At 65.7% G+C, this 26286-nt stretch carries 21 protein-coding genes and 1 riboswitch; of the genes, 3 read left to right on the forward strand and 18 right to left on the reverse strand.

The annotated features are described in order from the left end of the window. Positions 1–5: 5 nt before the first annotated feature. From EFAMC2_RS00225 to rpsO, 4 genes are all read right to left on the reverse strand, one after another. Positions 6–2756, reverse strand: a complete 2751-nt coding sequence (locus tag EFAMC2_RS00225; RefSeq protein WP_261979940.1) for an FtsK/SpoIIIE family DNA translocase — start codon at positions 2754–2756, stop codon at positions 6–8. Positions 2757–2762: 6 nt separating this feature from the next. Further along, positions 2763–4421 (reverse strand): ribonuclease J, encoded by a 1659-nt coding sequence (locus EFAMC2_RS00230; protein ID WP_154025818.1) that lies wholly within the window; start codon positions 4419–4421, stop codon positions 2763–2765. A gap of 148 nt (positions 4422–4569) precedes the next feature. Further along, positions 4570–6843 carry a polyribonucleotide nucleotidyltransferase gene (locus EFAMC2_RS00235; RefSeq protein ID WP_154025820.1) on the reverse strand — a complete coding sequence of 758 codons (2274 nt, stop codon included), beginning with the start codon at positions 6841–6843 and terminating at the stop codon, positions 4570–4572. Positions 6844–7031: 188 nt separating this feature from the next. Further along, complete coding sequence (gene rpsO / locus EFAMC2_RS00240; protein ID WP_154025822.1) at positions 7032–7310, reverse strand: 30S ribosomal protein S15; 279 nt, start codon at positions 7308–7310, stop codon at positions 7032–7034. 351 nt (positions 7311–7661) lie between these two features. Between rpsO and EFAMC2_RS00245 the strand changes: the two genes are divergently transcribed. Next, positions 7662–8447: an SDR family NAD(P)-dependent oxidoreductase gene (locus EFAMC2_RS00245; RefSeq protein ID WP_154025824.1), complete on the forward strand. Its 786-nt coding sequence runs from the start codon at positions 7662–7664 to the stop codon at positions 8445–8447. A 261-nt stretch (positions 8448–8708) separates the two neighbouring features. Here the strand turns inward: EFAMC2_RS00245 and citF are convergent, their stop codons facing one another. The 3 genes from citF to citD are packed head-to-tail and all read right to left on the reverse strand — an operon-like array spanning position 8709 to position 11484. Continuing rightward, a complete protein-coding gene (citF, locus tag EFAMC2_RS00250; protein ID WP_154025827.1) occupies positions 8709–10265 on the reverse strand; it encodes a citrate lyase subunit alpha in 1557 nt (518 codons plus the stop codon). After that, complete coding sequence (locus EFAMC2_RS00255; RefSeq protein WP_154025829.1) at positions 10262–11176, reverse strand: aldolase/citrate lyase family protein; 915 nt, start codon at positions 11174–11176, stop codon at positions 10262–10264. The genes citF and EFAMC2_RS00255 overlap by 4 nt, the downstream gene beginning before the upstream one ends. Next, on the reverse strand, positions 11176–11484 hold the full coding sequence (gene citD / locus EFAMC2_RS00260) for a citrate lyase acyl carrier protein (RefSeq protein ID WP_154025831.1): 309 nt from the start codon (positions 11482–11484) through the stop codon (positions 11176–11178). The genes EFAMC2_RS00255 and citD overlap by 1 nt, the downstream gene beginning before the upstream one ends. A 236-nt stretch (positions 11485–11720) precedes the next feature. Here citD and citC point away from each other — a divergent pair, with 236 nt between their 5' ends. Continuing rightward, complete coding sequence (gene citC / locus EFAMC2_RS00265) at positions 11721–12791, forward strand: [citrate (pro-3S)-lyase] ligase (protein ID WP_154025833.1); 1071 nt, start codon at positions 11721–11723, stop codon at positions 12789–12791. A 113-nt stretch (positions 12792–12904) separates the two neighbouring features. On the opposite strand, the gene EFAMC2_RS00270 is transcribed toward citC, so the two are convergent. From EFAMC2_RS00270 to EFAMC2_RS00310, 9 genes are all read right to left on the reverse strand, one after another. Continuing rightward, positions 12905–14062, reverse strand: coding sequence for a putative manganese transporter (locus EFAMC2_RS00270; RefSeq protein ID WP_154025835.1), 1158 nt, complete (start codon positions 14060–14062; stop codon positions 12905–12907). 157 nt (positions 14063–14219) lie between these two features. Further along, the gene (gene recO, locus EFAMC2_RS00275) at positions 14220–14969 is read right to left on the reverse strand and encodes a DNA repair protein RecO (protein WP_154025838.1); all 750 of its coding nucleotides are present in this window, start codon (positions 14967–14969) and stop codon (positions 14220–14222) included. Positions 14970–15074: 105 nt separating this feature from the next. Beyond that, entirely contained in the window at positions 15075–15995 is a 921-nt protein-coding gene (era, locus tag EFAMC2_RS00280) for a GTPase Era (protein WP_154025840.1), read from the reverse strand. A 54-nt stretch (positions 15996–16049) separates the two neighbouring features. After that, the gene (locus tag EFAMC2_RS00285) at positions 16050–16433 is read right to left on the reverse strand and encodes a diacylglycerol kinase family protein (RefSeq protein ID WP_154025842.1); all 384 of its coding nucleotides are present in this window, start codon (positions 16431–16433) and stop codon (positions 16050–16052) included. Next, the gene (gene ybeY / locus EFAMC2_RS00290; RefSeq protein WP_154025844.1) at positions 16430–16969 is read right to left on the reverse strand and encodes an rRNA maturation RNase YbeY; all 540 of its coding nucleotides are present in this window, start codon (positions 16967–16969) and stop codon (positions 16430–16432) included. The genes EFAMC2_RS00285 and ybeY overlap by 4 nt, the downstream gene beginning before the upstream one ends. Continuing rightward, positions 16966–17934 (reverse strand): PhoH family protein, encoded by a 969-nt coding sequence (locus EFAMC2_RS00295; protein ID WP_154025846.1) that lies wholly within the window; start codon positions 17932–17934, stop codon positions 16966–16968. The genes ybeY and EFAMC2_RS00295 overlap by 4 nt, the downstream gene beginning before the upstream one ends. A 111-nt stretch (positions 17935–18045) precedes the next feature. Continuing rightward, entirely contained in the window at positions 18046–19323 is a 1278-nt protein-coding gene (locus EFAMC2_RS00300) for a MiaB/RimO family radical SAM methylthiotransferase (RefSeq protein WP_154025848.1), read from the reverse strand. Beyond that, a complete protein-coding gene (gene dnaJ, locus EFAMC2_RS00305) occupies positions 19320–20543 on the reverse strand; it encodes a molecular chaperone DnaJ (RefSeq protein WP_154025850.1) in 1224 nt (407 codons plus the stop codon). The genes EFAMC2_RS00300 and dnaJ overlap by 4 nt, the downstream gene beginning before the upstream one ends. 48 nt (positions 20544–20591) lie before the next feature. After that, positions 20592–21731, reverse strand: coding sequence for a DnaJ domain-containing protein (locus EFAMC2_RS00310; protein ID WP_154025852.1), 1140 nt, complete (start codon positions 21729–21731; stop codon positions 20592–20594). 214 nt (positions 21732–21945) lie between these two features. On the opposite strand from EFAMC2_RS00310, the gene ettA reads away from it, so the two are divergent. Beyond that, positions 21946–23670, forward strand: coding sequence for an energy-dependent translational throttle protein EttA (ettA, locus tag EFAMC2_RS00315; protein ID WP_154025854.1), 1725 nt, complete (start codon positions 21946–21948; stop codon positions 23668–23670). A gap of 214 nt (positions 23671–23884) precedes the next feature. Here ettA and thiD read toward each other — a convergent pair whose 3' ends face one another. Beyond that, positions 23885–24754 carry a bifunctional hydroxymethylpyrimidine kinase/phosphomethylpyrimidine kinase gene (thiD, locus tag EFAMC2_RS00320; protein WP_261979944.1) on the reverse strand — a complete coding sequence of 290 codons (870 nt, stop codon included), beginning with the start codon at positions 24752–24754 and terminating at the stop codon, positions 23885–23887. Continuing rightward, a complete protein-coding gene (gene thiC / locus EFAMC2_RS00325; protein ID WP_154025856.1) occupies positions 24751–26124 on the reverse strand; it encodes a phosphomethylpyrimidine synthase ThiC in 1374 nt (457 codons plus the stop codon). The genes thiD and thiC overlap by 4 nt, the downstream gene beginning before the upstream one ends. Then, a riboswitch (TPP riboswitch) is annotated at positions 26115–26239 on the reverse strand. It overlaps the preceding gene by 10 nt. Positions 26240–26286 lie beyond the last annotated feature (47 nt).

A 26286-nucleotide genomic window follows, 5' to 3' on the forward strand; every position in this document is an offset into this window, starting at 1 on the left:
TGCGCCTACACCTCCCTGTATGCCATGTCTGCCGCCCTGAGCTCCTCAAGGCCGTCGGAATCGAGCAGTACCTCGCGCGGCTTCGACCCGTCGGGAGGGCCAACCACGCCCTTCTGCTCGAGCATGTCCATGATCCTTCCTGCCCTAGCGTACCCCACCTTGAGCCTTCGCTGCAGGCCGGAGGTGGAACCTAGCTGAGAGTCCACAACGACCTGGGCTGCCTCCCAGACGAGCGGGTCGTCGTCCTCGGCCATATCGCTCGAGGTGGCAGCGCCGGGCTGGCCCGGCACCACGGCGGAGAGAATCTCGTCATGGTAGTCGGGCTCGCGTTGATCTCTGATGAAGGTCACCACGGACTCGATCTCGGCGTCGCTTGCGTAGGCGCCCAGGACGCGCCTGAGCACGCCGCCCGCCTTGCGGAAGAGCATGTCTCCCCTGCCCATGAGACGCTCGGCGCCCGTCTGGTCGAGGATGACGCGGCTGTCGATGGAGCTCGAGACCTTGAGCGCCACACGCGTGTCGACGTTGGACTTGATGAGGCCCGTGACGACGTCTGCCGAGGGCCGCTGCGTGGCAAGCACGAGGTGGATGCCGGCCGCGCGCGCCAGCTGGGCGATGCGCACGATCGAGGCCTCGACGTCCTTGCCCGCAACCATCATGAGGTCGGATAGCTCGTCGATGACGATGACGAGGTACGGCATGGGCTTGGGCGGGTTCTCCTGGTCGTCGAACTTTCCGTCCTCCACCATCTTGTTGTAGACCTTGACGTCCCTGGCGCCCGCGCGCTCGAAGACCTTGAGCCTCCGGTCCATCTCCGTGACCGCCCACTGCAGGGCGCTCGCCGCCTGCCTGGGCTCGGTGACCACCGGCACGTAGAGGTGAGGCAGCCCCGCATAGCAGCTGAACTCGACGCGCTTGGGGTCCACGAGGATGAGGCGGACTTGCTCGGGCGTCGTCCTCATGATCAGCGACATGATGATCGCGTTGATGAGTACGGACTTGCCCGAGCCTGTCGTGCCGGCAACGAGCATGTGGGGCATGCGCGCGAGGTCGGCGACGACCGGGGCGCCCTCGGAGTCTCGCCCGATGGCGAACTCCAGCGGTCCGCCCTTCGCATAAGGCAAAACGTCGCCGAGGCAGACGTTTTGGCGCTGCTTGTTGGGAATCTCGATGCCCACGAGCGACGTGCCCGGGATGGGCGCGAAAATGCGGACCGACTCGGACGCGAGCGACAGCTGGATGTCATCCTGCAGGTTCGTGATCTTGTTGACGCGCTCGCCCTCGCCCATCTCGATCTTGAAGGTGGTGACGAGCGGGCCGGCCGTCCAGCCAGCGACGCGGCTCGTGAGGCCAAACTCCTCGAGCGTGGACTGCAGCCTCCTGGCCGTACGCTCGAGTTCGGAGTCAGAGGAGGCAGAGCTCGCGGAGTTCGGGTTGCTCGTGAGCAACGAGAGGGGTGGCAGCGTGAAGTCGTCGGAGCCGTCGCCCGGGCGCGTCGTCACCGAGGGGGCAGGCGCAAGCTTGGCGCGCGATCCGCGGCCGGGACGAGCCTTCTCGCCGCCCGCAGAGGAGCGAGGGCCCTTGCCAGACCCTGAGGCCTGGGCGGAGGCCAGGAGGAACTCGGGGACGGCGGGCTCGGCCGACGCGCCGGACGCATCGGCCGCATCAGGGGTGGCCGTGACGGCCCTGTTGCCGCGACGCGCCGTGGGGCCTGCCACCGGCACGGAGTCGTCGAACGGCACCTCGTCCTCCGGCTCGTCCGCGACGACGGCATCCTTCTTCTTTGGCCCGGCCACCTCGGCCACACGGTCAAAGAGCGAGGCGAGCCCTCCCTTGGCATGGGGTTCGCCGACGGCGCCCTCTGGAAGGTCGCCCGCGGGGCGCTCGTCCTTGATCTTGAGCCTCGGGTGGCGCTTGGAGCCGGGGGTTGCCAGGGGCTCGGCGGAGCCCAGGCCCTCGAGTGGCATCGTCGCCGTCTCGTGGTCGACGCCGGAGGCCGCCTGCGAGCGCCTGCGGATGACGGACGACTTGCGCGTGCCGATGAAGTTGGTCTTGGCGGGCTCGGGGGCAACGAGCGTCGTGGCGGGCTCGTCCATGACGGTGGTCTCGGGCTCTTCGCCTACCCACTCGTTCTCGATTGCATGGCGGCGCTGGCTGCGTCGCTCCGAGCTGAGCTCACGCGCGGCGGCGATGCGACCTGCCGCAGCGCCCATGCCGCCCTTGATGCGCAGGGCGAGGTTGGAGAACGAGAAGCCGCACACAACGATGCCTGCGAGGGCAAGCCCCACCAGCACCACGGCGCCAACCACCTGGCCGGTGTAGGACAGCAGCACCCATGCCACGCCGGCGCCAACGTAGCCGCCGGACGCCTCGACCACGCCGGGCTCGAGCACGAGGTCAGGGGTGGCCTCGGCGCCGGGCACCATGATCGAGAGCATTGACAGCACGGAGAGCACCACGAGCCCGATGCCCAAGGCGATGCGCCCCACCAGCGCGTTGTCGGTAGGGAGAAACATCGTCACGGCAAACAGGACGAGAGCGATGGGCACGAGCAGGGCGCCCTCGCCAAACCCAAGCCTCAGGCCCTCGGCCATCGCATGGGTAAGCGGGGCGTTGCTCGGCATGAGCAGCGATGCCGCCATCGCGATGGCGATGACGGCGAGGGCGATGCCGAGAAGGTCGTTGGCGATGCCCGGGGTGTCGGTCGCTGCGCGCGACCCTCCCCTTTTTGCGTTTGAACTGCGCTTTGCGGGCATCTGGTGCTAGACCTCCATGACAACCGGAATGATCATCGGGCGCGTGTGCGTCTTGCTCCACAGGAAGTTGGAGAGCGCGTTTCTGATGGCCTTGCGCTGCGCGTCCACCGAGGGACTGCCCTGGCGGGTCTTGTCGATGGTGGTGCGCACAAGGTCCTCGATGCCGGCGAGCAGCTCGTCGTCGCTCGAGAACGAGACGCCGCAGCTCGAGACATCGACGTCGGACACGCGGTGCGAGCGGCTGCTCGTGGTGACGACGCACGTCACGATGCCGTCCTGGGAGAGCTTCTGGCGGTCGCGAAGCACGGCCGGGTCGGTGTCGCCGATGCGCAGGCCGTCGACGTAGATGATGCCGGAGTCATAGCTCGGACCCAGGGAGACCTTGCCATCGCGCATCTGCAGGGAGTCGCCGTTGTCCTCGATGAAGATATGGCTTCTGGGAATGCCCATGGCCTCGCCGAGCTTTGCGTTGGCGCGCAGGTGCACGGCCTCGCCGTGAACCGGCATGAAGTAGCGCGGGTTGGTCAGACCGAGCATGAGCTTGAGCTCCTCCTGCCTGGCGTGGCCGGAGACATGCACGGTTGCGTTGTCCTTGCTGAAGATCTCGCAGCCTATCTTGGCGAGCGAGTTGATGATGCCCTGGACGCTCTTCTCGTTGCCGGGGACCGGCGTGGCGGAGATGATCACCGTGTCACCCTCGTGGATGGAGAGGCTGCGGTGCTCGCCGTTGGCCATGCGGGAGAGCGCCGAGAGCGGCTCGCCCTGGGAGCCGGTGCACAGCACGACAATCTTCTCGTCGGGGATGTCCTTGAGCTCGTAGGCGTCGAGGATGTCCTCCTCGGCGATCTTGAGATAGCCGAGCTCGCGTGCGATCCGGGTATTGGTGACCATGGAGCGGCCGGTCACGACCACCTTGCGGCCTACGGCCGTGGCGGCGTCGCAGACCTGCTGCAGGCGGTGAATCTGGCTCGAGAAGCTCGCGACGAAGACGCGGCCCGGTGCGTTCTTGATGATGTGGCGCAAAGACGGTCCCACCGTGGCCTCGCTCGGCGTGTAGCCGGGCTTGGTGGCGTTGGTGGAGTCCATGAGCAGAAGGTCGATGCCCTGGCGTGCGAACTTGCAGATGGACTGGTAGTTGGGGCGCACGCCGTCGATGGGCGTCTGGTCGAGCTTGAAGTCGCCGGTGTGGAACACGGTGCCGGCGGGCGTCTTCATGAAGATGCTGAACGCCCCCGGGATGGAGTGCGTCATGTTGATGAAGTGCACCGAGAAGCAGCCCAGGTTGATGTTGGAGCCGTCATGCACCTCACGGAACTTCGGCTGCTTGATGTTGTGCTCGGCGAGCTTGCCCTCGATGAAGCCGAGGGTGAGGTCGCTGGCGAAGATGGGCACCTTGTGCGTGAGATCCATGAGCAGGTACGGAAGTGCGCCCGTGTGGTCCTCGTGGCCATGGGTGATGATGATGCCGCGGAGCTTCTCCTCGTTCTCGAGAACGTAGGTGTAGTCCGGCAGCACCAGGTCGATGCCGGGCTGGTCGTCGTCGGGGAACATGAGGCCGGCGTCGATGAGCACCATGTCACCGTCGCACTCAAACGCCGTCATGTTCTTGCCGATGCCGTCCAAGCCTCCCAGCGGGATGATCCTGAGCGTGGGTGTCTTTGCCATGTGAGCGGCAAACCTCCTAGTTGTGGCCAATAGGTATGTGTGGCGGCAAGGCCGCCTTCTTATCTGGGTAACGCGCTATGGGGAGGGCCCGACGAGCGGGTCCTCCCCAAGATGTTGGCTCAAAGAGTCAAGGAGATGCTAGCAGACACTAGCCCTCGTGGTGACGACGGGGCGCGCGACCCACGTTGCCATTATCGCCGGGGTGACGGCGCGGCCTGCGCTCGCCTTCGGCCTCGCGCTCAGCGCGGCCCGGACGCTCGTCACGGCCGCGACGCGGAGCACGCTCGCGGCGCTCGCCCTCGCGGTGCGCCGGCTTGGAGCCGCCGGGAACCTCAGGCTTGTCGAGACGGTCGAGGCTGATCTTGCCCTTCTCGTCGACCTCGAGGACCTTGACCTTGACCTCGTCGCCAACGTTGAGGACATCCTCAACCTTATCGACGCGGCCTTGGGCGACGCGGCTGATGTGCAGCAGGCCGTCCTTGCCGGGCAGCAGCTCCACGAAGGCGCCAAAGGGCTGGATGCCCACGACGCGGCCGGTGTACTCCTCGCCCACCTCGGGCACCTTGACGATGGCCTTGATGCGAGCGGCGGCCTCCTCGCCGGCGCCGGCGGTACCGGCGATGAAGACGTTGCCGTCCTCCTGGATGTCAATCGTGGCGCCCGTGTCGTCCTGTATGCCGCGGATGACCTTGCCGCCGGAGCCGATCACGTCGCGGATCTTGTCGGTGGGAATCTGGATGGTGATGATCTGCGGCGCGGTGTCCTTCGGCTGCTCGCGGTAGTGCGGGATGGCCTCAAGCATCGTGCTCAGGATGAACGTGCGGCCCTCGTGCGCCTGGTGCAGGGCCTGGGCGAGGATTTCGGGCGTAAGGCCGGTGGCCTTGTTGTCCATCTGCATGGCCGTGATGCCGCGCTCGGTGCCGGTCACCTTGAAGTCCATGTCGCCGAGGAAGTCCTCGAGACCCTGGATGTCGGACAGGACGACGGTCTTGCCCTCCTCCTGGATGAGGCCCATGGCGATGCCGGAAACGGGACGCTTGAGGGGCACGCCGGCGTCCATGAGAGCCAGCGTGGAGCCGCAGGTGGAGGCCATCGAGCTGGAGCCGTTGGACTCCATGACCTCGGAGACCACGCGGATGGTGTAGGGGAACTCGTCCTCGCTCGGAATCACCGGCAGAAGGGCGCGCTCGGCCAGGTTGCCGTGGCCGATCTCGCGGCGCTTGGGCGAGCCCATGCGACCCGTCTCGCCGGTGCAGTACGGCGGGAAGTTGTAGTGGTGGATGTAGCGCTTGCCGTCAACCGGCTCGATGGTGTCGAGGCGCTGCCACTCGTTGAGCATGCCCAGGGTGCACACGGAGAGCACCTGGGTCTGGCCGCGCTGGAAGAGGCCGGAGCCGTGAACGAGCGGCAGGTAGTCGGGCTTGACCATAAGCGGGCGAATCTCGTCGGCGCGACGGCCGTCAACGCGCTCGCCCGTCTCCACGACCATGCAGCGCATGGCGTGCTTCTCGAGGGCCTTGAGCTCGACGGGAATCTCGCGGCTCCACTCGGCCTGCTCCTCCGGGGTGAACTCGTCCTTGATGGCGGCCTTGAGCAGCTCCACCTTGCCGATGCGAGACAGCTTGTCGGCGTCCTTGAGGGCGGCGCTCATCTCGTCGTAGTGGGCAAAGACGCGGTCGTGGACGGCGGGAATGGGCTCGTCGTAGACGTACTCGCGCTGCTGAATGGGGCCGTTGGTCTCCTCCACCTTGGCGAAGAACTTCTTCTGCTCCTCGCAGAAGGCGGCGATGGCCTCCTGGCCAAAGGCCATGGCTGCGAGCATGTCCTCCTCGCTGATCTCGTCAGCGGAGGCCTCGAGCATGGAGATGAAGTCGGGCGTGCCGGCGAGCTCGAGGTCGAGGTCGGAGAGGTCGCGCTCCTCGTAGGTGGGGTTCACGATGAACTCGCCGTTCTCGGGGTTGCGGCCGATGCGCACGCAGGCAAGCGGACCCTCGAAGGGCACGCCGCCGACGGTGAGGGCAGAGCTTGCGGCCATGACGCAGATCACATCGACGGGGTTGACCTGGTCGGCCACGAGAGACGTGGCGACAACCTGGACCTCGTTGCGGAAGCCAGCCGGGAAGCTCGGGCGCAGCGGACGGTCAATCATGCGGGCCGTGAGCGTTGCCTTCTCCGAGGGACGGGCCTCACGCTTGAGGTAGCCACCGGGGATGCGACCCACGGCGTACATCTTCTCGATGAAGTCGACCGTGAGCGGGAAGAAGTCGTAGTCCTTGCGCTCCTTCGAGACGACGGCCGTGACGAGCACCGTGGAGTCGCCCTGCTTGACGAGGACCGCGCCCGTAGCCTGCTTGGCGAGCTCGCCGGTCTCCAGCGCGTAGTGCTTGCCGAAGAGGTCGAACTCGTGGGTAACCTTTGCCATATCTTTTCCCTTATCTCCGCCTGCCCCTTTGCAGGCGGGCCGTCTTACGAGGTCCGGGTGCCCCTTGGCTCCCCGCTTGGTCTGGCGCTATCGCAGCTCTCGTGCGCGTCGCGCAACCCCGCCGTGCCCATGACCGTTGGGCACACGTTATGAAAAGGGGCGCCGCAGCGCCCCGTAGGTCCAGGTTGTTACTGGATGTTGTCGCGGATGCCGAGCTGAGCGATAAGCTCACGATACTCGTTGATGTCGTTCTTCTTGATGTAAGAGAGAAGACGACGACGCTGACCAACGAGCATCAGCAGGCCACGACGGGTGTGGAAGTCCTTCTTGTGGGACTTCATGTGCTCGGTGAGCTCACGAATGCGCTCGGTGAGGAGGGCGACCTGGACGCGGGCGGAGCCGGAGTCCTTCTCGTCCTTGCCGAAGGTCTTGATGAGCTCGGCCTTGCGCTCCTTGGAGACAGTCATGCTGACCACCTTTCGATAGGCGCCGTTTGGCGCTCAGATTCACCTCGAACTGGGTAGGTCGTCGGTGATTCGACGAACCAAGTGCGAGGTACCAACAGGTCGGTATGGTAGCACATCCCTCGGCGCGCGCCGTGGGTACATCAATCGAGCACACATGTACGGGCGGCGTGCTCGTGGCCGCCGGATCCGACGTCTTGGGCGGGCTGGGGACCCATGCCGGCGACCAAGAAGAAATGGGCCAGCCCCAGGGCGGCCAGGGCACCCCATCCCAGGGCCAGGACGACGGTCGACCCTCGCTCACCTCGGGGTATAAGCGAACCGTATCTACAGAGCCCCAAGAAGGGATGACGCATGGGACATGGGGAGCATGGTAGCTGGGCGCTGATAACGGGGGCGACGGGCGGCATTGGCAGGGAGATTGCCACGCAACTCGCGCTTCAGGGGTGGAACCTCGTCGTGCACGGCCGCGACGCCTCGAAGTTGATGGCGCTTGCCGGCAGGCTCGGGACGCAGGGCGCCAACGTGCGCATCGTGGCGGCAGACCTGGCCTCCGCCGATGGCGCCCTAGATCTCGTCGAAAAGGTCGACGCACTTGGTGTCCGCATCGACCTGCTTGTCAACAACGCAGGCTTTGGCTACGCAGAGCACCTCGTCGCGAGCGACCTCGAGCGGCAGCGAGCGCTCGTCCAAGTCAACGCGGTTTCGCTCATGGAGCTCACCCATGCCTTTGGCGCGCGCATGGCAGCGTTTGGGAGCGGCGCCATCCTCAACGTTGCCTCGGTGGCGGCGGTCATGCCCGGCCCAGGCATGAGCACGTACTTTGCGTCAAAGGCCTTCGTGCTCTCGCTAACCGAGGCCGTGCACGAGGAGCTTGCGCCCTACGGTGTGCGCGTGACGGCCCTCTGCCCCGGCCCCGTGCGAACCGGTTTTTGGGACGCGGCGGGCCAGGACACAACCGCCAAGGACGCCTTCATGCTCAAGCCCGAGGAGGTTGCCCGCATCGGCCTCGTCGCCCTCTCGCGCAACCGCGGCGTCTGCGCCCCCGGCCTCATCTCGAAGGCCTGCTACGTCTTCGGCCGCACCGCCCCCGGCATCCTCAGCCGCAAGGTGGCCGGTCTCTTTAACAAGAAGGGTTAGCAGACCCCAACAAAGCCTGAGCCCCAACCCAAGCCGGCAACCCGTCAAGCCGCTCGAGCCCTCCCGAAAGAACGGCCTGGCGCCCTGTTTGCCGCCACCCCGGCATCGCCAGCAAAGGCCGAGGGCCCGGGCATGTCTGCGCAGGGGGTAAGGGACTTTGCGTAGCAAGGTGACTCCCAAGCGGGCATGCCCGGGCCCTCGGCCGGCGGGACAAATTGGGGCTGGCAGCAACCATCGCCACCAGCCCCGTCGTCTTGCTAGTTACAGCTCGAGCGGCTTGATCTTGCGAACCACGTCGAGGATGGTGCCGTCGCGCGCCTCAAGGACGGCAACGACCTTGTCCTCCCACTCGAGGTCGTCCGGACGGCCAACCAGGGAGTAGGCCTTGTCCTTGAGCTCCTCGATGGTGACGTGCGGGATGCCGGCGTTGTCCAGGCACTCGATGAGGTCCTGGCGCAGCGGGTTTACGGCGATGCCGTAATCCGTGACGAGGACGTCGACGCAGTCGCCCGGCGTCGTGACCGTCACGACGTGCTCGCAGACGGTGGCCATGCGACCACGGGTGAGCGGCGTGACGATGATGCAGCACTTGGAGCCGGCGGCCGTGTCGGGGTGTCCGCCGGGGGCGCCGCGGAGCACGCCGTCAGAGCCCGTGAGGACGTTCACGTTGAAGCCCGTGTCAATCTCGAGGGCGGCGAGCACCACGAAGTCGAGCTTGTTCACGAACGCGCCCTTGTTGGCGGGGTTGGCGTACTGGGAGGCGCTCATCTCGTAGTGACCCGGGGTCTGGTTGATCGAGTTCACCGCGTCGAGGTCGAAGTCCTGGACGTCGATGACCTTGCCGACCTTGCCCTTCTTGAGCAGCTCGACCATGGGGCCGCAGATGCCGCCGATGGCCCAGCCCATCTTGATGTCACGCTCGTCCATGTACTGCTCGAGGAAGAGGTTCGCGGCGAGCGACGGGCCGCCAACGCCGGTCTGGAAGGAGAAGCCATCTTTGAAGTACGGCGTAGAGGCAATGACCTTGGCCACGTTCTCGGCCATCATGAGGTCGCGCGGGTTCTGGCTGATGCGCGCGGCGGCGGAGGCGATCTTCTTCGGGTCGCCGATGGAGTCGACGACAACGACGGCGTCAACGTCGATGGCCTCGACGGAGGCCGGATAGTTCGGGAAGTCGACGAGCGTGTCAGTGACGACGACCACATGGTCGGCGTACTGGGCGTCAGTCATGGCATAACCCATGGAGCCGCAGTTGCTCTTGCCGCCGATGCCACGGCAGTTGCCGCAGTTATCGGAGGTCGGGGCGGCCACGAAGGCAATGTCGATGTGGACCTCGCCGGCTTCGATGGCACGGGGGCGGCCACCGTGGGAGCGGATGATGGCCGGGGTCTTGAGCTTGCCAGCCGAGACGACCTCGCCCATGCGGCCACGGATGCCAGAGGTCTGGATGCCGATGACCTTGCCCTGCTCGATGTAGTCGGCGATGGGATCATGGGCGGAGCCGAGGGACGTGGCGGCGAGTGTGAGGTCCTTGAGGCCAAGCTCCTCGATGGCGGCCTTCATGACCATGTTGGCCACGTAGTCGCCGTTGCGGAGGTGATGGTGGAAGGAGAACGTCATGCCGTCTTTGGCGCCGCACTGCCTGAGGGCGTCTGCGATGGTCTCGACGACCTTGCTCTCCTGCGGCTTCTCGTAACGGCGGGTGCACGGGGCAGCCTTCTGGAGGTACTTGCCGTCCATGTAGTTCTTGCCCTGGTAGACCTCCTTGCCATTGACGAGGAGCTCGTCGGGAATGTCGCGGCCTACAGCGTTAATCATACAAGATCCCCCTCATACATACCGCAGGCCTTGGCCAGACGAAGCGTACGCTCCGCACCGGGGATGAAGGCCACGTCAACCATCTTGCCGTTCACGGTGAACACGCCAATGCCGGCGGCGGCAGCCTCGCGGAAGGCCCTCACCATGGCCTCGGCCTGGAGAACCTCCTTCTCCGTGGGCGCGAAGACCTCGTGGACGAGGCGAATCTGCTTCGGGTTGATGAGGCTCTTGCCGTCGAAGCCCATCTCCTTGTTCTGCATGACCTCGGCCCTGAAGCCTTCCTCGTCATCCAGGTCGGTGAAGACGGTGTCGAAGCACTGGATGCCGGCCGCGCGTGCGGCAACGAGCATTTGGCCGCGGGCGGCGAGCATGTCGATGCCGCTCGGCGTGAACTTGGTCTGCATGCACTTGCGGAAGTCGCCGCCGGAGATGGCGACGCCAAACATGCGGTCGGAGGCAGCGCAGATCTCGTAGGCGTTGAGGATGCCCTTGGGGCTCTCGAGCGCGGCCATCAGCAGGGTGCGGCCAACCTCGACCCCAAACTCCCTCTCGGCAGCCTCGACGGCGGCCTCGACGGTGTGGACGTCCTGGGCGCTCTCGCACTTGGCGATGCGGATGCCATCGGCGCCACCGGCGACGCAGACGCGGATGTCCTCCTGCCAGTGCGGCGTGTCGAGGCCGTTGATGCGCACGATGACCTCGGTGTCACCGTAGTCGATGGTCTTGAGCGTGTGATACAGCGAGAAGCGGGCGGCGTCCTTCTGGTTCTCGGCGACGGCGTCCTCGAGATCGAGCATGATGGAGTCGACGCCATAGATGTAGGCGTCCTTGATGAGACCGGGCTTCTGCGCGTTCATGAACATCATGGTGCGGCGCAGGCGGAACCTCTCGGGCTTGGGGCGCGGAATCATTAGCGGATCACTCCTCCCCAGTCGACGTTCTTGTCAGACTCTCCGGCGCTGCGAAGCACCGCGGCCTCGATGCGGGCCTTGAGCGTGCAGTCGAGCGCACCGTGGTCCACGATAGTGACCTTACCGTCGGTGATGCCGAGGCGCTCGAGCGTCTCGGTGGCGCAGGCCTCAATCTGGCGACCGTACTGGTTCATGACGCTGCTCTCAATGGAGAGCTCCACGGTGCCCGAGCCCGGCTCGACGGTGACCTGGGCATCGCTCGACTCGAGCGTCCCGGCCATCGCCGTGGTCTGGATGCTGGATTGCATCACACCACTCCTTTCCCAACCGCTTGCAGACAGGTGGGCCTGGCAAGATGCCAAAGAGACACCCGCGCCCGCAGGCGCAGCCTGACCCCCATTTCGCTGCACATGGTAATCTCGGCCCCATGGCGCCCCGTGTTCGTTCGGTGTTTCTGGCATCCACGGCCAGGTAAACGGTTCGCCGGCAATGAACCGCTGCTCATCTGCTATGTTCAAGTTCGATAATTCTTGGAGGAGTCTGCATGTCCACGTATCCGATCACACGCGTCTACGATTCCGACACCCGTCGCATCGCGGCTGTCGAGGCCCTGCTCGAAGCCGAGGGAATCAGGCGCGACGGACACCTGGACTACACCTGCGCGATGTTCGATGACGAGGGGCGTGCCATTGCCACGGGCAGCTGCTTTGGTAACACCCTGCGCTGCATGGCGGTGTCCTCGGCCCACCAGGGCGAGATGCTCATGAACGAGATCGTGACGCACCTCATGGAGGTGGAGGCCGAACGTGGCTGCTTCAGGCTCTTCCTCTACACGAAGTGCTCCACGACGAAGTTCTTCGGCAGCCTCGGGTTCTACGAGGTGGCGCGAGCGGATGGCACGGCAGTTCTCATGGAGAACCGGAAGAACGGGTTCTCGAGCTATCTTTCTGCGCTTGCGAAGACGAGACGCGAAGATGCCGCGAGCTCAGCCATCGTGATGAACGCAAATCCCTTTACGAACGGCCACCTGCACCTGGTCAAGACGGCCTCGGAGGCCTCCGACGTGGTACACCTCTTCGTGGTCAGCGAGGACGCGAGCCTCTTCCCGTTCAAGGTGCGAAAGCGCCTTATCGAGGAGGGCGTGGCAGGCCTTGGCAACGTGGTCATCCACGACTCCGGCCCCTATATCATCAGCAGCGCAACCTTCCCGAGTTACTTCCTCGGAGACGACCTCAACGTGGCCACCGGCCATGCCGAGCTCGATGCCGCCGTGTTCTGCAAGATTGCGGCAGCCCTGGGCGTGACGCGGCGCTTCGTGGGAGAGGAGCGCTCGAGCAAGGTCACGGCGGCCTACAACGAGGCACTCGCCCGCGAGCTGCCAAAGGCCGGCATCGAGCTCACCGTGGTGCCGCGCATCGCGGCAGACGGCGGCAACGCCGACGAGGAGGGCGAGGCTCCCGTGAGCGCGAGCACCGTCCGCGAGTTCATCAAGGCCGGCGACCTCGAGGGGGTTCGGGGCCTCGTGCCGCCAACCACATTCGCCTACCTGAACTCGCCTGAGGCCGAGCCGGTGATTGCCCGCATCAAGGCCACCGCCGACGTGGTGCACCACTAGGCGCGAAGGACTTGCCGTGGTGCGCCGCTAGACGCGAAGGACTTGCCCCACGATATGCCGTGGGGCAAGTCCTTTGTGCGTTAGGCAAAAAATACGACAGCAAGGGGATTTGACTACATTGCAAGGCCGATAACCAGGCCAAAGAAGACGGCTATGACGTACAGCACCGCGAGGATGGCAAGGTTCTCGCGCACGTTGTTATTGGTGCGGAACAGCACGAGGAAGCCCGCGCCGGCGGCAACGAGAGAACCGGCCATCATGGGACCAAGGGAGAGCGCGCCCTCGAGGTACAGCTGCGTGATAACGATGCTCGCGGCACAGTTGGGGATGAGCCCGATGAGCGCCGAGAGGAACGTTGCCCCAACCTCGTTGCTCGAAAGCACGGCGGCAAGGGCCTCCTCCCCCACCGTATCCAGGACGCCCGAGAGCACAAGCGACACAAGGAAGATGAAGACCGTCACCTGGACCGTGTGAGAGACGGCACCGCGCACAACGTGCCCGAGGAGCCCCTTTCCATGCGCGTGGGCATGGCCACCATGGTCGTGGCCGCAGCCACAACCAGCGTGCCCATGCGAGGCATCGGCGTCGTGGCGCCCTTCATGCTCGTGGCAGGCGAGGGAAGCGGCTTGGTGGGCCGCAATTTCTTCGGCCGTAAACTCGTGGCCGCAGCAGTCGCACGTCGGCGCCTCTTCGGAGCATGAGTGGCAGTCGCGGCCGTCGACCTCCTCCTCGCAGCCGCAGTGGGCGCGTTCGCAGAGCTCGCGGATGTGGGTGGCGTCGGAACCCGCAGACGCCAGGTCGTCCACGACGGGGGTGGCGGAGCCGAGGATGCCACGGCGCAGGGCCGCATGGGCCTTGGGGCGCGTGCGAATCACGCGGAGCGCGCAATCGATGAGCACGCCCGTCATGAGGCCGATGAGCGCCTTGGACGCGAGGATGCTCGCAATGACCACAGGGTCAGGGTGCTCGGCGAGCAGGATCGGCAGCATCTCATCGGAGGTAGACAGAAACACGGCCACGAGCGTGCCAAGCGTCACGACCCTGCCGGCGTAGAGGGTGGCCCCCATGGCAGAGAAGCCACACTGCGGCACGATGCCGAGGATGGCGCCCACGACGGGGCCGGCAGGGCCAGCCTTGCGGACGAGCGCGTTCACGCGCGCGCCGGCGGTGTGCTCGAGGGTCTCGAGCACAACATAGGTCACGAACAGGAACGGAACGAGAACGAGCGTATCCTTCACCGCGTCGGCAAGGATGTCGAGAAGCAACTCCATGGTCTGGTAACTCCTATAGATGACTAGGCTTTGACAGCTCAACCACTATAGCGACCATGACAAATGAATGACTGCTCACACGCTCAATGCGATGCGCGAACCGTACTCAGCGCACGACGCGGATCTTGACGTGCGCCTCGGCGAGTTTGGAAGGCGACTAGACGCTTAGGGCGAACTCGAACGCCCGCAGACGGGCGTCAAGGTGCGTGGCCGCCCACGTGTGGACAAGCGCAAGAAGCAAGGCTGCCGTGTGGGTGTCGACAGGGGCGGCAAGCAACTCGTCGAAGGTGAGGCACACTAGGGCCTCGAGCCACCCAAGCGTGACGGGGTCGATGGGCTCGGCCCCCGCAACCTCGCGCGCGCAGCTCTCGCAGAGGCCGCCGCCGGCCAGCGCGGAAAAGCGCGTCACGGACGACTCGCCGCAGGCAACGCACGAGTCGATGACGGGCCGCCAGCCCTGGTGGGAGAGAACCTTGAGCACATAGGCGGCAACAACAACGTCCAGGTGAGCCTGGTCGCCCGCCTGTTCGCAGGCAAGCAAGGCTCGAAGGCAGATCGGGAAGAGGAACGGGTCCGATGCCCCCTCAAAGCACGTGAGGCGCGCCACCTCGCACACCACGCTTGCCGCGCTCACGCGCTCCAGGTCTCCGCGAAGTCCCGCATGGGGTTCCAGCAGCTGGGCCTCGGCAACCACATCGAGCGAACGGCCAACGGCAAGCAGTAGGTCCAGCTCGCAGAAGAGCTGGACGCGGGCCGCGAGCTTGCCTCCTGGCTTGCGCGCCCCCTTGGCAACGGCGCGCCCCTGGGTGCCGTCGGCCTCGAGAAGCGTAAGGATGAGGTCGCTCTCCCCCAGCTTCGTCCGGTCGACCACAACGGCCTTCGTATGTCTCGTTCGCCCGCGCGCCATAGGCTCAAGCCCCCCCCTTGAGACGATGCCCGCCCGCGTTCTAAAGACGGGCGGGCACCATGAAGCGTGCTCTTACGTTACTCGTGAGTGCAGCCCATAGCCTCGCTACTCCCCCGCCTCGAAGCCAAGGCGGCGAATCTCGTTCTGATCTCGCCGCCACTGCGGACGCACTTGCACGCGCAGCTCGAGGAACACCCTGGCCCCCAGCAGGCGCTCGACGTCCTTGCGTGCCGCGGAGCCGATCTTCTTCACCATCGAACCACCGCGGCCAACGATGATGCCCTTCTGGCCCTCGCGCTCCACAAGGATCGTGCACGAGACGCTCGCGTGGCCATCCTTTGCCCAACGCACCTCGTCGCAGGTGACCGCCACCGAGTGCGGAACCTCGTCGCGGCAGTTGAGCAGCACCTTCTCGCGAACGAACTCGGAGATGAGCTCCTCCTCCGTGGCGTCGGAGCTCATGTCGTCGGGGAACCACTTCGGACCCTCGGGCAGGTACTTGCTCACGAGGGATACGAAGGAGTCTACGTTGAAGCCCTCCGTGGCACTCGTGACGATCACGTCGTCGAAGTGCGCGAGCGCCTGGGCACCCTCGACCTGGGCGGAAACCCCGTCCGGCTTGGCGAGGTCGAGCTTCGTGAGCACGAGGATCTTGGGCGCGTGTGCCTTGTCCACGTGGGCGCCCACCCACTCGTCGCCGGTGCCCACGGGCTTCGTGGCATCAACGAGCATGGCAACGACGTCCACGTTTGCGAGCTCGCCGAGGGCGGCTCGGTTGAGCTCCTTGCCCAGGGCGTCCTTTGGCTTATGGAGGCCTGGCGTGTCGACGATGACGAGCTGGCTATTTGGACCGTTTACGACGGCGCGCAAGCGCTTGCGCGTGGTCTGGGCAACCGGGCTCGTGATGGCGAGCCGCTGACCGCAGCACGCGTTGAGCAGAGTCGACTTGCCGGCATTGGGCCTTCCCACGAGCGCAACGAAGCCGCTGCGGAATGGACCGCCTGAAATCTTGGAAGAATCCGACACGTTAATCCCTTCGGTGAGGTACGTAGCTGGAGCCCCGGTTCATGAGGCCAGGCGCTAGAAGAACTTGTCGAGAATGACAGACCCAAAAACGACGAGGCCAACGACACCCACGAACACGCAGAGCACCCAGACCGCCGCGGCGGCAATGTCCTTGGCACGGCCCGCAAGCGGGTGGTACTCGGGAGAGACGAGGTCCACGACGGTCTCGACGGCAGTGTTCAGAAGCTCAGCGCAGAGAACCGCGCCGCAGCACAGAAGTATGAGTCCCCACTGCGTCGGGCTGAGTCCCAAGAAGAGCCCCACGGCCACCGCAAAGGCAAAGCCGCCGAGCATGACCTTGATGTTGCGCTCGGTCCTCAGCACGAAGCGGAACCCCTGGACCGCAAAGCCGAAGCTCCGCCAGAAGGTGGGGTGGTTGCTGTTGGACCCGGGAATCATGACGCCACCTCGGAGGGTGCACATGCGCCCGGAAGTGGCGCGTCATCGCGATGGCGCGTCAGCTCGACGTGCCCGAGGTCTCCGCCGCAGGCAAGGGCGAGCAGCTCGTCCTCGCGCGCCTCCATGACGCGGGCCTCGTCCTCCTTGATGTGGTCGTAGCCGAGGAGGTGCAGCAGGGAGTGAATTGCCATGAGGCGGGTCTCGTCCTCGGCCGTGGTTCCAAAACGCTCAGCCTGCGCGGCGAGAACCTCGGGCGCCATGGCAATGTCACCAAGCTCGCAGGGCTCGCCGGGCGCGAGGTCGGGGTCATCCGGACGCTCGCACTCGAGCGAGATAACGTCCGTGGGGGCATCCACGCCGCGCCACTCGCGATTGAGCTCCTGCATGCTCTTGGGGCTCACGACGCTCACCGAGACGCAACAGATGCGCTCGACGCCCTCCTCGGCAAGAACGAGGTCAAAGACGCGCGAGAGCTCGACATCGGAGAGAGCGAGCTTTGCGGCGCCCTCGCATTCGAGGGACATCTCTGCGCTCATGACATCTCCTCCGCCATGCCGTGGGCGCGCTCGGCGTCGTAGGCCTCGACGATGCGAGCAACGAGCGCGTGGCGCACGATGTCGGCCCGACCGAGGTCAACGAACGCGATGTCATCGACGCCCTCGAGCGCGCGGCGGGCGTCCTTGAGGCCCGAGGGGCCGGTGAGGTCGCGCTGGGACCCATCGCCCGTGATGATGAACTTGCTCCTGAAGCCCAGGCGCGTCAGAAACATCTTCATCTGCTCGGGTGTGGTGTTCTGGGCCTCGTCGAGTATCACGAACGCGTCGTTCAGCGTGCGGCCGCGCATGTAGGCCAATGGCGCAATCTCGATGACGCCCTGCTCGATGAGGGCGTTACCCTTCTCCATGTCCGTCATGTCGAAGAGGGCGTCGTAGAGCGGCCGCACGTACGGGTCGAGCTTCTCCTGAAGCGTGCCCGGCAGGTAACCGAGCGACTCGCCTGCCTCAACCACCGGGCGACAAAGCACGATGCGCCCCACCTCGCGCCGCTTGAGCGCGGCCACGGCCATCGCCATGGCGAGGTAGGTCTTGCCTGTGCCGGCAGGGCCGAGCGCGAAGGTGACGGTGTTGTTGCGAACGGCCTCGATGTAGCGGCACTGGCCAGAGGTCTTGGGGCGAAGAGCCCGCCCGCGATAGGTAAGCAGGATGTCGTCAGAGAGCGACGCCTCCGGGACGCCCCCTCGCTTGGACTGCTCGAGGAGCAAATCGACATCGTCAGAGGTTGGAGAGTCCCCCCTCGAGACCATCTGGATGAGCCGCGAGAAGACGGTGACAATCCGGTTGGCCTCGATTGGCTCTCCCGTGACAGCCACCTGGTTGCCGCGGACCGTGATGGCCGCGTCGGTTGCCGCCTCGACGCGCCTCAGAAGGGCGTCTGCGGGACCCATCAGTGCCGTCATGTCCACGGAATCAGGAATGGTGAGACGTACCTGTGCTGGCTCCATGTTCCTCCAAGCGTGCGTCGAGAGTCGCGCTCCCCTGCTTCCAACGATGATACGACACGAGGGCCCATGGGGTCACATGCCGGTGTTGGTTATTGCGGGGCCGGCATGCCGTCATATCGACCGAGCGTCGAGCGCGCCGGCTTCGGTCATCGCATGCGGCACGCAGCGCACAAGCCTCCCGCGCTCGCCCGGGTCGACGAGGACGTCCGCGAGGCCGCCCGAGACGCCGCGGTCCCCGCGCTCGACGAGGACGAGCTGCTCGGTACCCACGAGCGACCGCACATAGGTGCGCCTCGACGCAGAGGAGAGCTCGCGCATGAGACGGCTCCGCTCGGCGCTCACCTCGGGGGGAACCTGGTTCGGCATCTCGGCCGCCGGCGTGCCCGGTCTCCTCGAATAGCGAAAGACGTGCATCTTCGAGAAGGCGGCTGCCTGGCAGGTCTCGTATGACTTGGCAAATTCCGCGTCGGTCTCGCCTGGGAACCCGACGATGAGGTCGCAGGCAACGGCAAGGCCCGCAACGTCACGCTTCGCCCTTTGAACAACTTCAAGGTAGGAGGCGGAATCGTAGGGCCTACCCATGCGCCTGAGCGTCTCGTCGCAGCCGCTTTGCAAAGGAATGTGAAGGAAGGGGGCAATTCGCCCCTCGGATGCCGCCATGAGCTCGAGAAGCTCGCCGGTGACGCCGGCTGGCTCCACCGAAGAAAGCCTGACGCGCCCCACCTTGGTCTCCTCGAGGATGCGGCCAAGCATGCCAGCAAGGTCGAGGCCCGCGCTCTCGTAGCGCCCAAGGTCGATGCCGGTGAGCACCACCTCACGGGCGCCATAAGCCACGAGCGAGCGAACGCCGTCGAGGACCTCCTCGGCCGAGACGGACGTGGCCTTGCCGCGAGCCTTCCACACGATGCAGTAGGTGCAACGATGGTCGCAGCCGTCCTGAATCTTGAGTCCGGGCCGCATGCGCCCCGTGGGTGTCACGGCGTGGTCGGGCACCGCGATGGAGGCGCCCGGAGAAGGCAGGGCGAGGACGGATGCGTCGATACCCAGCAGTTCGAGGGCACGCTTGGGCACATGGCCCTTGTTTGGCTCAACGGCTACACGGGAATGGAGGGCCTCGAGCTCAGACGCAAATAGACTTGCCACGCATCCAGTTGCGAGGACGAGTGGGCCCTGAGGAAGAGACGCCGCGTGCCGCACGGCCTTTCTGGCCTTTGCTTCGGCCTCGCCCGTAACGGCGCACGTATTCACCACAACGAGGTCCGCGTCTCGCTCGTCGACCACCTCGCAGCCCGCAAGCTCGAGCTTGCGGGCGATTACGTCGAGCTCGACGCGGTTTACGCGGCACCCGAGGTTGGCGAGCGCCACCCTCGGGTGCCCAGACCTCGTCACTTGCCATGCCTTCCGTTACCGGCGGGCTTAGCGGATGCGGCCCTGCCCGCACGCTTGCCAAAGAAGCCCTCGTGCTTCTTGTGCGGCTCTGCGGCCACGCGCTCGCCGCGCTCAACGGCAACCTCGCGCAGACGCTCCTCCTGGCTGGGCGTCAGGTTGTCGGGCACCGTGATGTTCACAACCACGACGAGCTTGCCGCGCGCCTTGGAATTCATGCGTGGCATGCCGTGGCCCTCAACTTCAACCTGCTGCCCATGCTGACAGCCGGCAGGAACCTCAACCGTCACGTGCTCGCCGTCGAGGATGCCCTCGACCTCGAGCTCGCAGCCGAGCATCGCTTCGAGCGTGCTCACGTCCTCAACGCAGAACAGGTCGTCGCCCTGGCGCTGGAACCGCTCATCGTCGGCGATGTCGATGCGCACGATGAGGTCGCCCGAGCGGTTCCCGCGCACGCCCGCCTCGCCGTAGCCGTCGAGCTTGATGGTCTGGCCGGAGTGGACGCCTCCGGGCACGGTGACCTTCACCGTCTCGTGGCTGGGCGTGCGGCCCTGACCCTCGCAGGTGTGGCAGGGCTTGTCGATGACCTTGCCCTGTCCGTGGCAGTCTGGACAGACGCTCTGGGACTGCATCTGGCCAAGGATGGTCCGCTGCACGGTCACGATGCGACCGGTGCCGTGACAGCGAGAGCAGCTCACCACATGCCCGCCCTCGGCCGCGCCGGTGCCGTGGCAGTCATCGCAGGGAGCCAGGCGGTCGTAGGCGATTGTCTTGGTGCAGCCCGCAGCGGCCTCGGCGAGGGTCACGCGAAGCGAGATGCCCATGTCGCGGCCGCTCGTGCGGGCCGCGCGCGCCTGGGCGCCGCCAGCTCCCCCGCCAAAGAACGTGGAGAAGATGTCGTCCATGCCAAAGCCGCCGCCAAAGATGTCGGACACGTCGACTCCGGCGCCGCCAAACCCCTGGGGGCCGTCGGGATCGCCGTAGCGGTCATAGTTGGCACGCTTGCGCTCGTCGGAGAGCACTGAGTAGGCCTCGTTGACCTCCTTGAAGCGCTCCTCGGCATCCGGGGCGTCGGAGACGTCCGGGTGGAGCTTGCGCGCCTTCTTCAGGAATGCACGCTTGATGGTCTTCGCATCGGCGTCGCGCTCAACGCCGAGAACCTCGTAATAGTCGATCTTCGCTTCCACGCTCGTAGTACTCGCTTCCTTCTTTCGGCCGCCCATGCGGTCGCGCTCACAACGAACCAGATGCCCATGGCAGGCAAGTACCTGCTAGGCGCGCACGTCGCCCGATCCCGTCCCATAGCCGGAGGAGCCGAACCCAGACATGCAGGAGACCATGAGGGCTACGAACACGGCCACCGTGGCGCCGTTCATGACGCCGTTGCCAAGGTAGCGCGCCGCGTTCTTCCACCACACGGCGCCGCGCCCAAGCACGCCTCCGTCGGAGACGACGAGCCACACGCCCAGGGCGAGCGGCGCCAGGATGATGACGGCTAGCTGCGCCAGGACATTCAGAATAAGGCCAAGAATCAGAAACGGCAGGGCAAAGCCAATCATCTGGAAGCCCTGTGCCTGGCGTGGCCCTAGCCGCTCGGTGGACACGCCCACTCGGCAGACGAAGTCCCCGGACGAGGAGCCGTTCGTGCCGGCGTTGCCCATGCCCTTTACGCGCACCGTGTCGCCATCGTGACTTCCGGCGGGTACGTCCACCACGATCTCGCTCGCACTCAGCACGCGACCGGTGCCCCCGCAGGAGTCGCAGGGGTCTGCCACGACCTTGCCCGTGCCCTCGCACTCGGGGCAGACCATGTTCATGACGCCGATGCCGAAGAGGCTCGCGAGGTCAACGGAGATGTGACCGGAGCCGCCGCACGTGGGACAGGTCTTTGCGTGGTCCGCATGCACGGAGCCGGCGCCGTGGCAAACGTCGCACGAGACGTAGCGCTGGTAGGTGACGCCCCTGCGGCAGCCCTTCTTGGCCTGCTCGGCGTCAAGCTCGAGCTGGTAGACCACGTCGCCTCCGGCCTGGGGGTTGTACGAGCGGCTCCTGCGCGCGCTGCGCTGGGTGCCGTAGGCGCCCACACCGCCAAACGGGAAGCCCCACCCAAAGGGATCTGCGCCCATGCCGGCAAAGGGGTCTCCCTGAGGCTGGCTCGGAGAGCCGTACGAGGCGCCGGCAAAGGGGTTGCCCGAGCGCATGGCGTCATAGCGGCGGCGCTTGTCGTCATCGGAGAGCACCGCATAGGCCTCGGAGACCTCCTTGAAGCGCTCCTCGGCGTCCGGGGCCTTGTTGACGTCCGGGTGAAGCTTGCGGGCCTTTTTCTGGAAGGCCTTGCGAATCTCCTCTGTGGTGGCATCGTGCTCCACCTCGAGGATGGCGTAGTAATCCTTATCGTTCATCGAGGCCATGGGTGTGGGAACTCCTGTCTGTTGGCCTTGGGCGAAGCCCGGGTGCGCATAAACGTCCGTCATTCTACCCAAAGGCGCAGCTCGTCATCGGCCCTCCCATGAGAAATGCATGCGCAGGCGGAGGTGGCCGGGGGATGCGCCGCGGCCTCTGATAGGCTGTTGAAGATTGACAACCGAGGCAGGCGATTTCTCGCCCAATCCCAAGGAGATGTGAATGGCGGAGTTCATCTACCAGATGTTCCAGGCGCGCAAGAGCCATGGTGACAAGGTCATCCTCGATGACGTCACCCTGAGCTTCTTCCCCGGCGCAAAGATCGGCGTGGTTGGCCCCAACGGCATGGGCAAGTCCACGTTGCTCAAGATCATGGCCGGCAAGGAGGAGGTCACCAACGGCGACGCGCGCCTCACGCCGGGCTACACCGTGGGCCTGCTCGAGCAGGAGCCCCCGCTGGACGACGACAAGACCGTCATCGAGAACGTTCGCATGGCCTTTGGCGACGTGCTTGCCAAGGTGGACCGCTTCAATGCCATCTCCGCTGAGATGGCCGACCCCGACGCGGACTTCGACGCCCTCATGGCCGAGATGGGCAAGCTCCAGGACGAGATTGACGCGGTAGGCGGATGGGACCTGGACTCCCAGCTCTCCCAGGCCATGGACGCCCTCCAGTGCCCCGACCCTGACACGCCCGTGAACGTGCTCTCGGGTGGCGAGCGCAGGCGCGTGGCCCTCTGCCGCCTGCTTCTCGAGGCGCCCGACCTGCTGCTGCTCGACGAGCCCACGAACCACCTGGATGCCGAGAGCGTCCTGTGGTTGGAGCAGTTCCTCCACAACTACGAGGGCGCCGTGCTCGCCGTCACGCACGACCGTTACTTCCTCGACAACGTAGCCGAGTGGATCTGCGAGGTCGACCGCGGCCACCTCTACCCCTACAAGGGCAACTACTCCACCTACCTCGACACCAAGGCCGCCCGCCTCGAGGCCCAGGGCCAGAAGGAGGCCAGGCTCGCCAAGCGCCTGCGCAACGAGCTTGAGTGGGTGCGCTCCAGCCCCAAGGCCCGCCAGGCCAAGAACAAGGCGCGCCTCGAGCGCTACGAGCAGATGGAGTCCGAGGCCCAGGCCGGACGCGGCGTCGACGTCACCGACATCAAGATTCCGGTGGGCCCGCGTCTGGGTTCGAAGGTCCTCGTGGCCGAGCACCTCTCGAAAAGCTTCGGCGACCGCGTACTCATCGACGACCTGTCCTTTGAGCTGCCCCGCAACGGCATCGTGGGCGTCATCGGCCCCAACGGCGTGGGCAAGTCCACCCTGTTCAAGATGATCGTGGGCGCAGCGAAGGCTGCCGGCAACTCCCCGGCGCTGGCCAACGCCGTCACCGAGGAGCCCACGAGCGGCTCGATCATCCTCGGAGAGACGGTGCAGCTCTCCTATGTTGACCAGATGCGCGCCGGCCTCGACGCGAACAAGAACGTCTGGGAGGTGGTCTCCGGTGGCAATGACTTCATCGTCGTAGGCAAGCAGGAAATCAACAGCCGCGCCTACGTGGCGGCCTTCGGGTTCAAGGGCTCCGACCAGCAGAAGCCGGCAGGCGTGCTCTCCGGCGGCGAGCGCAACCGCCTGAACCTTGCGCTCACGCTCAAGCAGGGCGGAAACCTCCTGCTTCTGGACGAGCCCACCAACGACCTCGACACCGAGACCCTCGAGAGCCTCGAGGAGGCGCTGCTGGCCTTCCCCGGCTGCTCGGTCATCACCTCGCACGACCGCTGGTTCCTCGACCGCGTGGCCACGCACATTCTGGCCTGGGAGGGCACCGATGACGCCCCCGGAACCTGGCACTGGTTCGAGGGCAACTTCGATGACTACCAGAGGGACCGCGTGGCGCGCCTGGGCGAGGAGGCCTCAAAGCCCCACCGCATCCACCGCAAGCTCACGCGCGACTAGGCAATCCTTAGTCGCAGCGCCCTTGGCCCGCGATGCGAAGCCAGATCGCCGACGACGCATCACGTAAGTAAATTGCTTCAACCCTACAAAGTGGGAGCCTCGCCATCCCTTACTGGGGGCGAGGCTCCCACCTTGTTGCAGGGCTCCCAGCGGACGGACCAGTTTCCGCGACAGTGCGGGCCACGATGCCGGCTGAGCCGACCACCCATGCCCCTCAGCCGCGAAGGGCCCACATATGGTCGAGGGGCCCCGAGCCGCGACCAAGGTCGAGGCCCGCCCTGAGGGCTCCGGTCAGATACGACTTGGCCTCGCGCACCGCGTCCTCGAGCGAGAGCCCACGCGCAAGCCCGCAGGCGGCGGCGCTCGAGAGCGTGCAGCCCGTGCCGTGCGAGTTGCTCGCCTCGACTCGCGGCGCCTCGAGCCACAGGCTCGAGCCCTCCGCAGACCTCAGCAGGTCAGCGGGCGCGCCATGGGCATGGCCACCCTTCACGAGCACCGCGCCCTGGGGCACGAGGGCCGCCAGCGCATCCGCGGCACAAGCCATCGCCGCACGCTCATCCAACTCGCCAAGAATCCGTATCCCAGAGAGGGCCTCCGCCTCGGGAATGTTGGGAGTGAGGAGCGTCGCCAGTGGAAAGAGCTCGCCCACGAGGGCCTCGATCGCAGGACTACCTGTGAGCGAGGCCCCGCTCGAGGCAACCATCACCGGGTCCAGAACGACGGCGCAGCCGAGAGGCTCGCCGGCGCCATGCCGCCGCAACGCGCGGGTAATGGCATGGACGGCCTCCGCCGACCCAACCATCCCAATCTTCACAGCTACGGGGCTCATGTCATCAAAGACGGCGTCAACCTGAGCCTCGATCACCTCCGCGGGTATCGCGTGAACAACGCTCACGCCCATCGTGTTCTGAGCGGTGACGGCCGTGATGGCACTCGCCCCATAGAGTCCGAGGGCCTCGATGGTCTTAAGGTCCGCCTGGATGCCGGCGCCACCCGAGGAGTCGCTCCCGGCAATGGTCAGCACCACGGGAAGCTTGCCGTCGTCGAGCGTGAGCGTAGAAGGCAGAGCGCCCGGCTCGCTCACTCTTCGGCCTCGGTGACGACCGCGCCGCTGGGGGCCTCGTCATCCTCGGCAAGGTCAGCCCCGGGAAGGTCATCGCCAAGGTCCACCGTGAGGCCCTCCATGATGCGGTTGACCGTACGGGCGGCGCACATCTTGCCGCACATGGTGCAGGTGCCGTCCTCCTCGGGCGGCGCGAGTGCCAAGATTTCCTTCGCACGCTCTGGGTCGAGGGCACAGGCAAACATGTCATCCCAGTTCACGCGCCTGCGCGCGTCGCTCATCCTGTTGTCGATGTCGCGCGCGCCGGGAATCCCCTTCGCGATGTCGCCGGCGTGTGCCGCGATCTTGGTGGCAATGAGGCCCTCACGCACGTCGTTGACATCAGGAAGCTTCAGGTGTTCGGCTGGCGTCACGTAACAGAGCCAATCGGCTCCGCTCATGGCAGCCGTGGCACCGCCGATAGCAGCGGTGATATGGTCGTACCCAACGCCGATGTCCGTCACGAGCGGACCCAGCACGTAGAATGGCGCATCGTGGCAAAGGCGCTTCTCGAGCTTCATGTTCGCGGCAACCTCATCAAGGGCCATGTGCCCCGGCCCCTCGACAACCACCTGGACGCCGGCGTCCCAGGCGCGCTTCGTGAGCTTGCCAAGTTCCACGAGCTCGGCAACCTCGCTCGCATCCGTTGCGTCATACGTGCAACCACCGCGCATGGCATCGCCCAGCGAGATGGTCACGTCGTACTCGTGCAGAATCTCAAGGATGTCATCGAAGCGCTCGTAGAAGGGGTTCTCGCAGCCCGTCGTCATCATGAGGCCAAAGATGAGGCTGCCTCCGCGGCTCACGATATTGGTGAGGCGCTTGGTCTCGAGGAAGGTGTCGAGCACGCGACGATTGAAGCCGGCGTGGATGGTCATGAAGTCGACGCCGTCCTCGGCATGGGCCTTGATGACGCGCAGGATGTCGTCACCCGTCAGCTTCACGAGTGGCTTATCGAGGTAGCCGATGGCGTCGTACATGGGCACCGTACCCACCATGAGAGGCGTCTTGGCAATGAGCTGCTGCCGAAACGGCCGCGTCTTACCGGAGTTGGAGAGGTCCATGATGGCGTCAGCGCCGTACTTCTCGGCAACGGCGACCTTCTCCCACTCCTGGGGAGCGTTCTGGATGTCGCCAGAGATCCCGAGGTTGACGTTCACCTTTGTCTTAAGGCCCGCACCCACGCCGCAGGCGTGAAGGCCAAGGTCGACGTGACGAACGTTCGCCGGAATGGCGATGCGTCCCTGCGCCACTCCGTCGAGGACAAACTCGGGGCTCCGCCCCTCGTCCTCGGCAACCTGGCGAATCTGAACTGTGATGATTCCCGCGCGCGCGGCGTCCATCTGCGTCATGGAAGACTCCCTTCGTTGGCATTACCCACATCAGGTTCAAGGGTCGGGACAATGGCGTGCCCCCTCTCAGCCGCCGCGGCGCCACAGCGCCTCGCTGGCTCCCCTGTTATGCGGTTGTAGAGCGCGTTCATGGTACACCTGGCGAGAGCATGGGAGACTCAG

The organism is Olsenella uli, assembly GCF_901212655.1.
Taxonomy (GTDB): domain Bacteria; phylum Actinomycetota; class Coriobacteriia; order Coriobacteriales; family Atopobiaceae; genus Parolsenella; species Parolsenella uli_A.

What these genes read in the sequence shown, in the direction of transcription:
- EFAMC2_RS00230 (WP_154025818.1), bottom strand. Translation starts at nt 4,421, where the DNA reads ATGGCAAAGACACCCACGCTCAGGATCATCCCGCTGGGAGGCTTGGAC.
- EFAMC2_RS00255 (WP_154025829.1), bottom strand. Translation starts at nt 11,176, where the DNA reads ATGATTCCGCGCCCCAAGCCCGAGAGGTTCCGCCTGCGCCGCACCATG.
- recO (WP_154025838.1), bottom strand. Translation starts at nt 14,969, where the DNA reads ATGGCGCGCGGGCGAACGAGACATACGAAGGCCGTTGTGGTCGACCGG.
- EFAMC2_RS00225 (WP_261979940.1), bottom strand. Translation starts at nt 2,756, where the DNA reads ATGCCCGCAAAGCGCAGTTCAAACGCAAAAAGGGGAGGGTCGCGCGCA.
- rpsO (WP_154025822.1), bottom strand. Translation starts at nt 7,310, where the DNA reads ATGACTGTCTCCAAGGAGCGCAAGGCCGAGCTCATCAAGACCTTCGGC.
- citC (WP_154025833.1), top strand. Translation starts at nt 11,721, where the DNA reads ATGTCCACGTATCCGATCACACGCGTCTACGATTCCGACACCCGTCGC.
- thiC (WP_154025856.1), bottom strand. Translation starts at nt 26,124, where the DNA reads ATGACGCAGATGGACGCCGCGCGCGCGGGAATCATCACAGTTCAGATT.
- citD (WP_154025831.1), bottom strand. Translation starts at nt 11,484, where the DNA reads ATGCAATCCAGCATCCAGACCACGGCGATGGCCGGGACGCTCGAGTCG.
- citF (WP_154025827.1), bottom strand. Translation starts at nt 10,265, where the DNA reads ATGATTAACGCTGTAGGCCGCGACATTCCCGACGAGCTCCTCGTCAAT.
- EFAMC2_RS00245 (WP_154025824.1), top strand. Translation starts at nt 7,662, where the DNA reads ATGGGACATGGGGAGCATGGTAGCTGGGCGCTGATAACGGGGGCGACG.
- EFAMC2_RS00310 (WP_154025852.1), bottom strand. Translation starts at nt 21,731, where the DNA reads ATGGCCTCGATGAACGATAAGGATTACTACGCCATCCTCGAGGTGGAG.
- dnaJ (WP_154025850.1), bottom strand. Translation starts at nt 20,543, where the DNA reads ATGGGCGGCCGAAAGAAGGAAGCGAGTACTACGAGCGTGGAAGCGAAG.
- EFAMC2_RS00270 (WP_154025835.1), bottom strand. Translation starts at nt 14,062, where the DNA reads ATGGAGTTGCTTCTCGACATCCTTGCCGACGCGGTGAAGGATACGCTC.
- EFAMC2_RS00295 (WP_154025846.1), bottom strand. Translation starts at nt 17,934, where the DNA reads ATGGAGCCAGCACAGGTACGTCTCACCATTCCTGATTCCGTGGACATG.
- ettA (WP_154025854.1), top strand. Translation starts at nt 21,946, where the DNA reads ATGGCGGAGTTCATCTACCAGATGTTCCAGGCGCGCAAGAGCCATGGT.
- ybeY (WP_154025844.1), bottom strand. Translation starts at nt 16,969, where the DNA reads ATGAGCGCAGAGATGTCCCTCGAATGCGAGGGCGCCGCAAAGCTCGCT.
- EFAMC2_RS00235 (WP_154025820.1), bottom strand. Translation starts at nt 6,843, where the DNA reads ATGGCAAAGGTTACCCACGAGTTCGACCTCTTCGGCAAGCACTACGCG.
- EFAMC2_RS00285 (WP_154025842.1), bottom strand. Translation starts at nt 16,433, where the DNA reads ATGATTCCCGGGTCCAACAGCAACCACCCCACCTTCTGGCGGAGCTTC.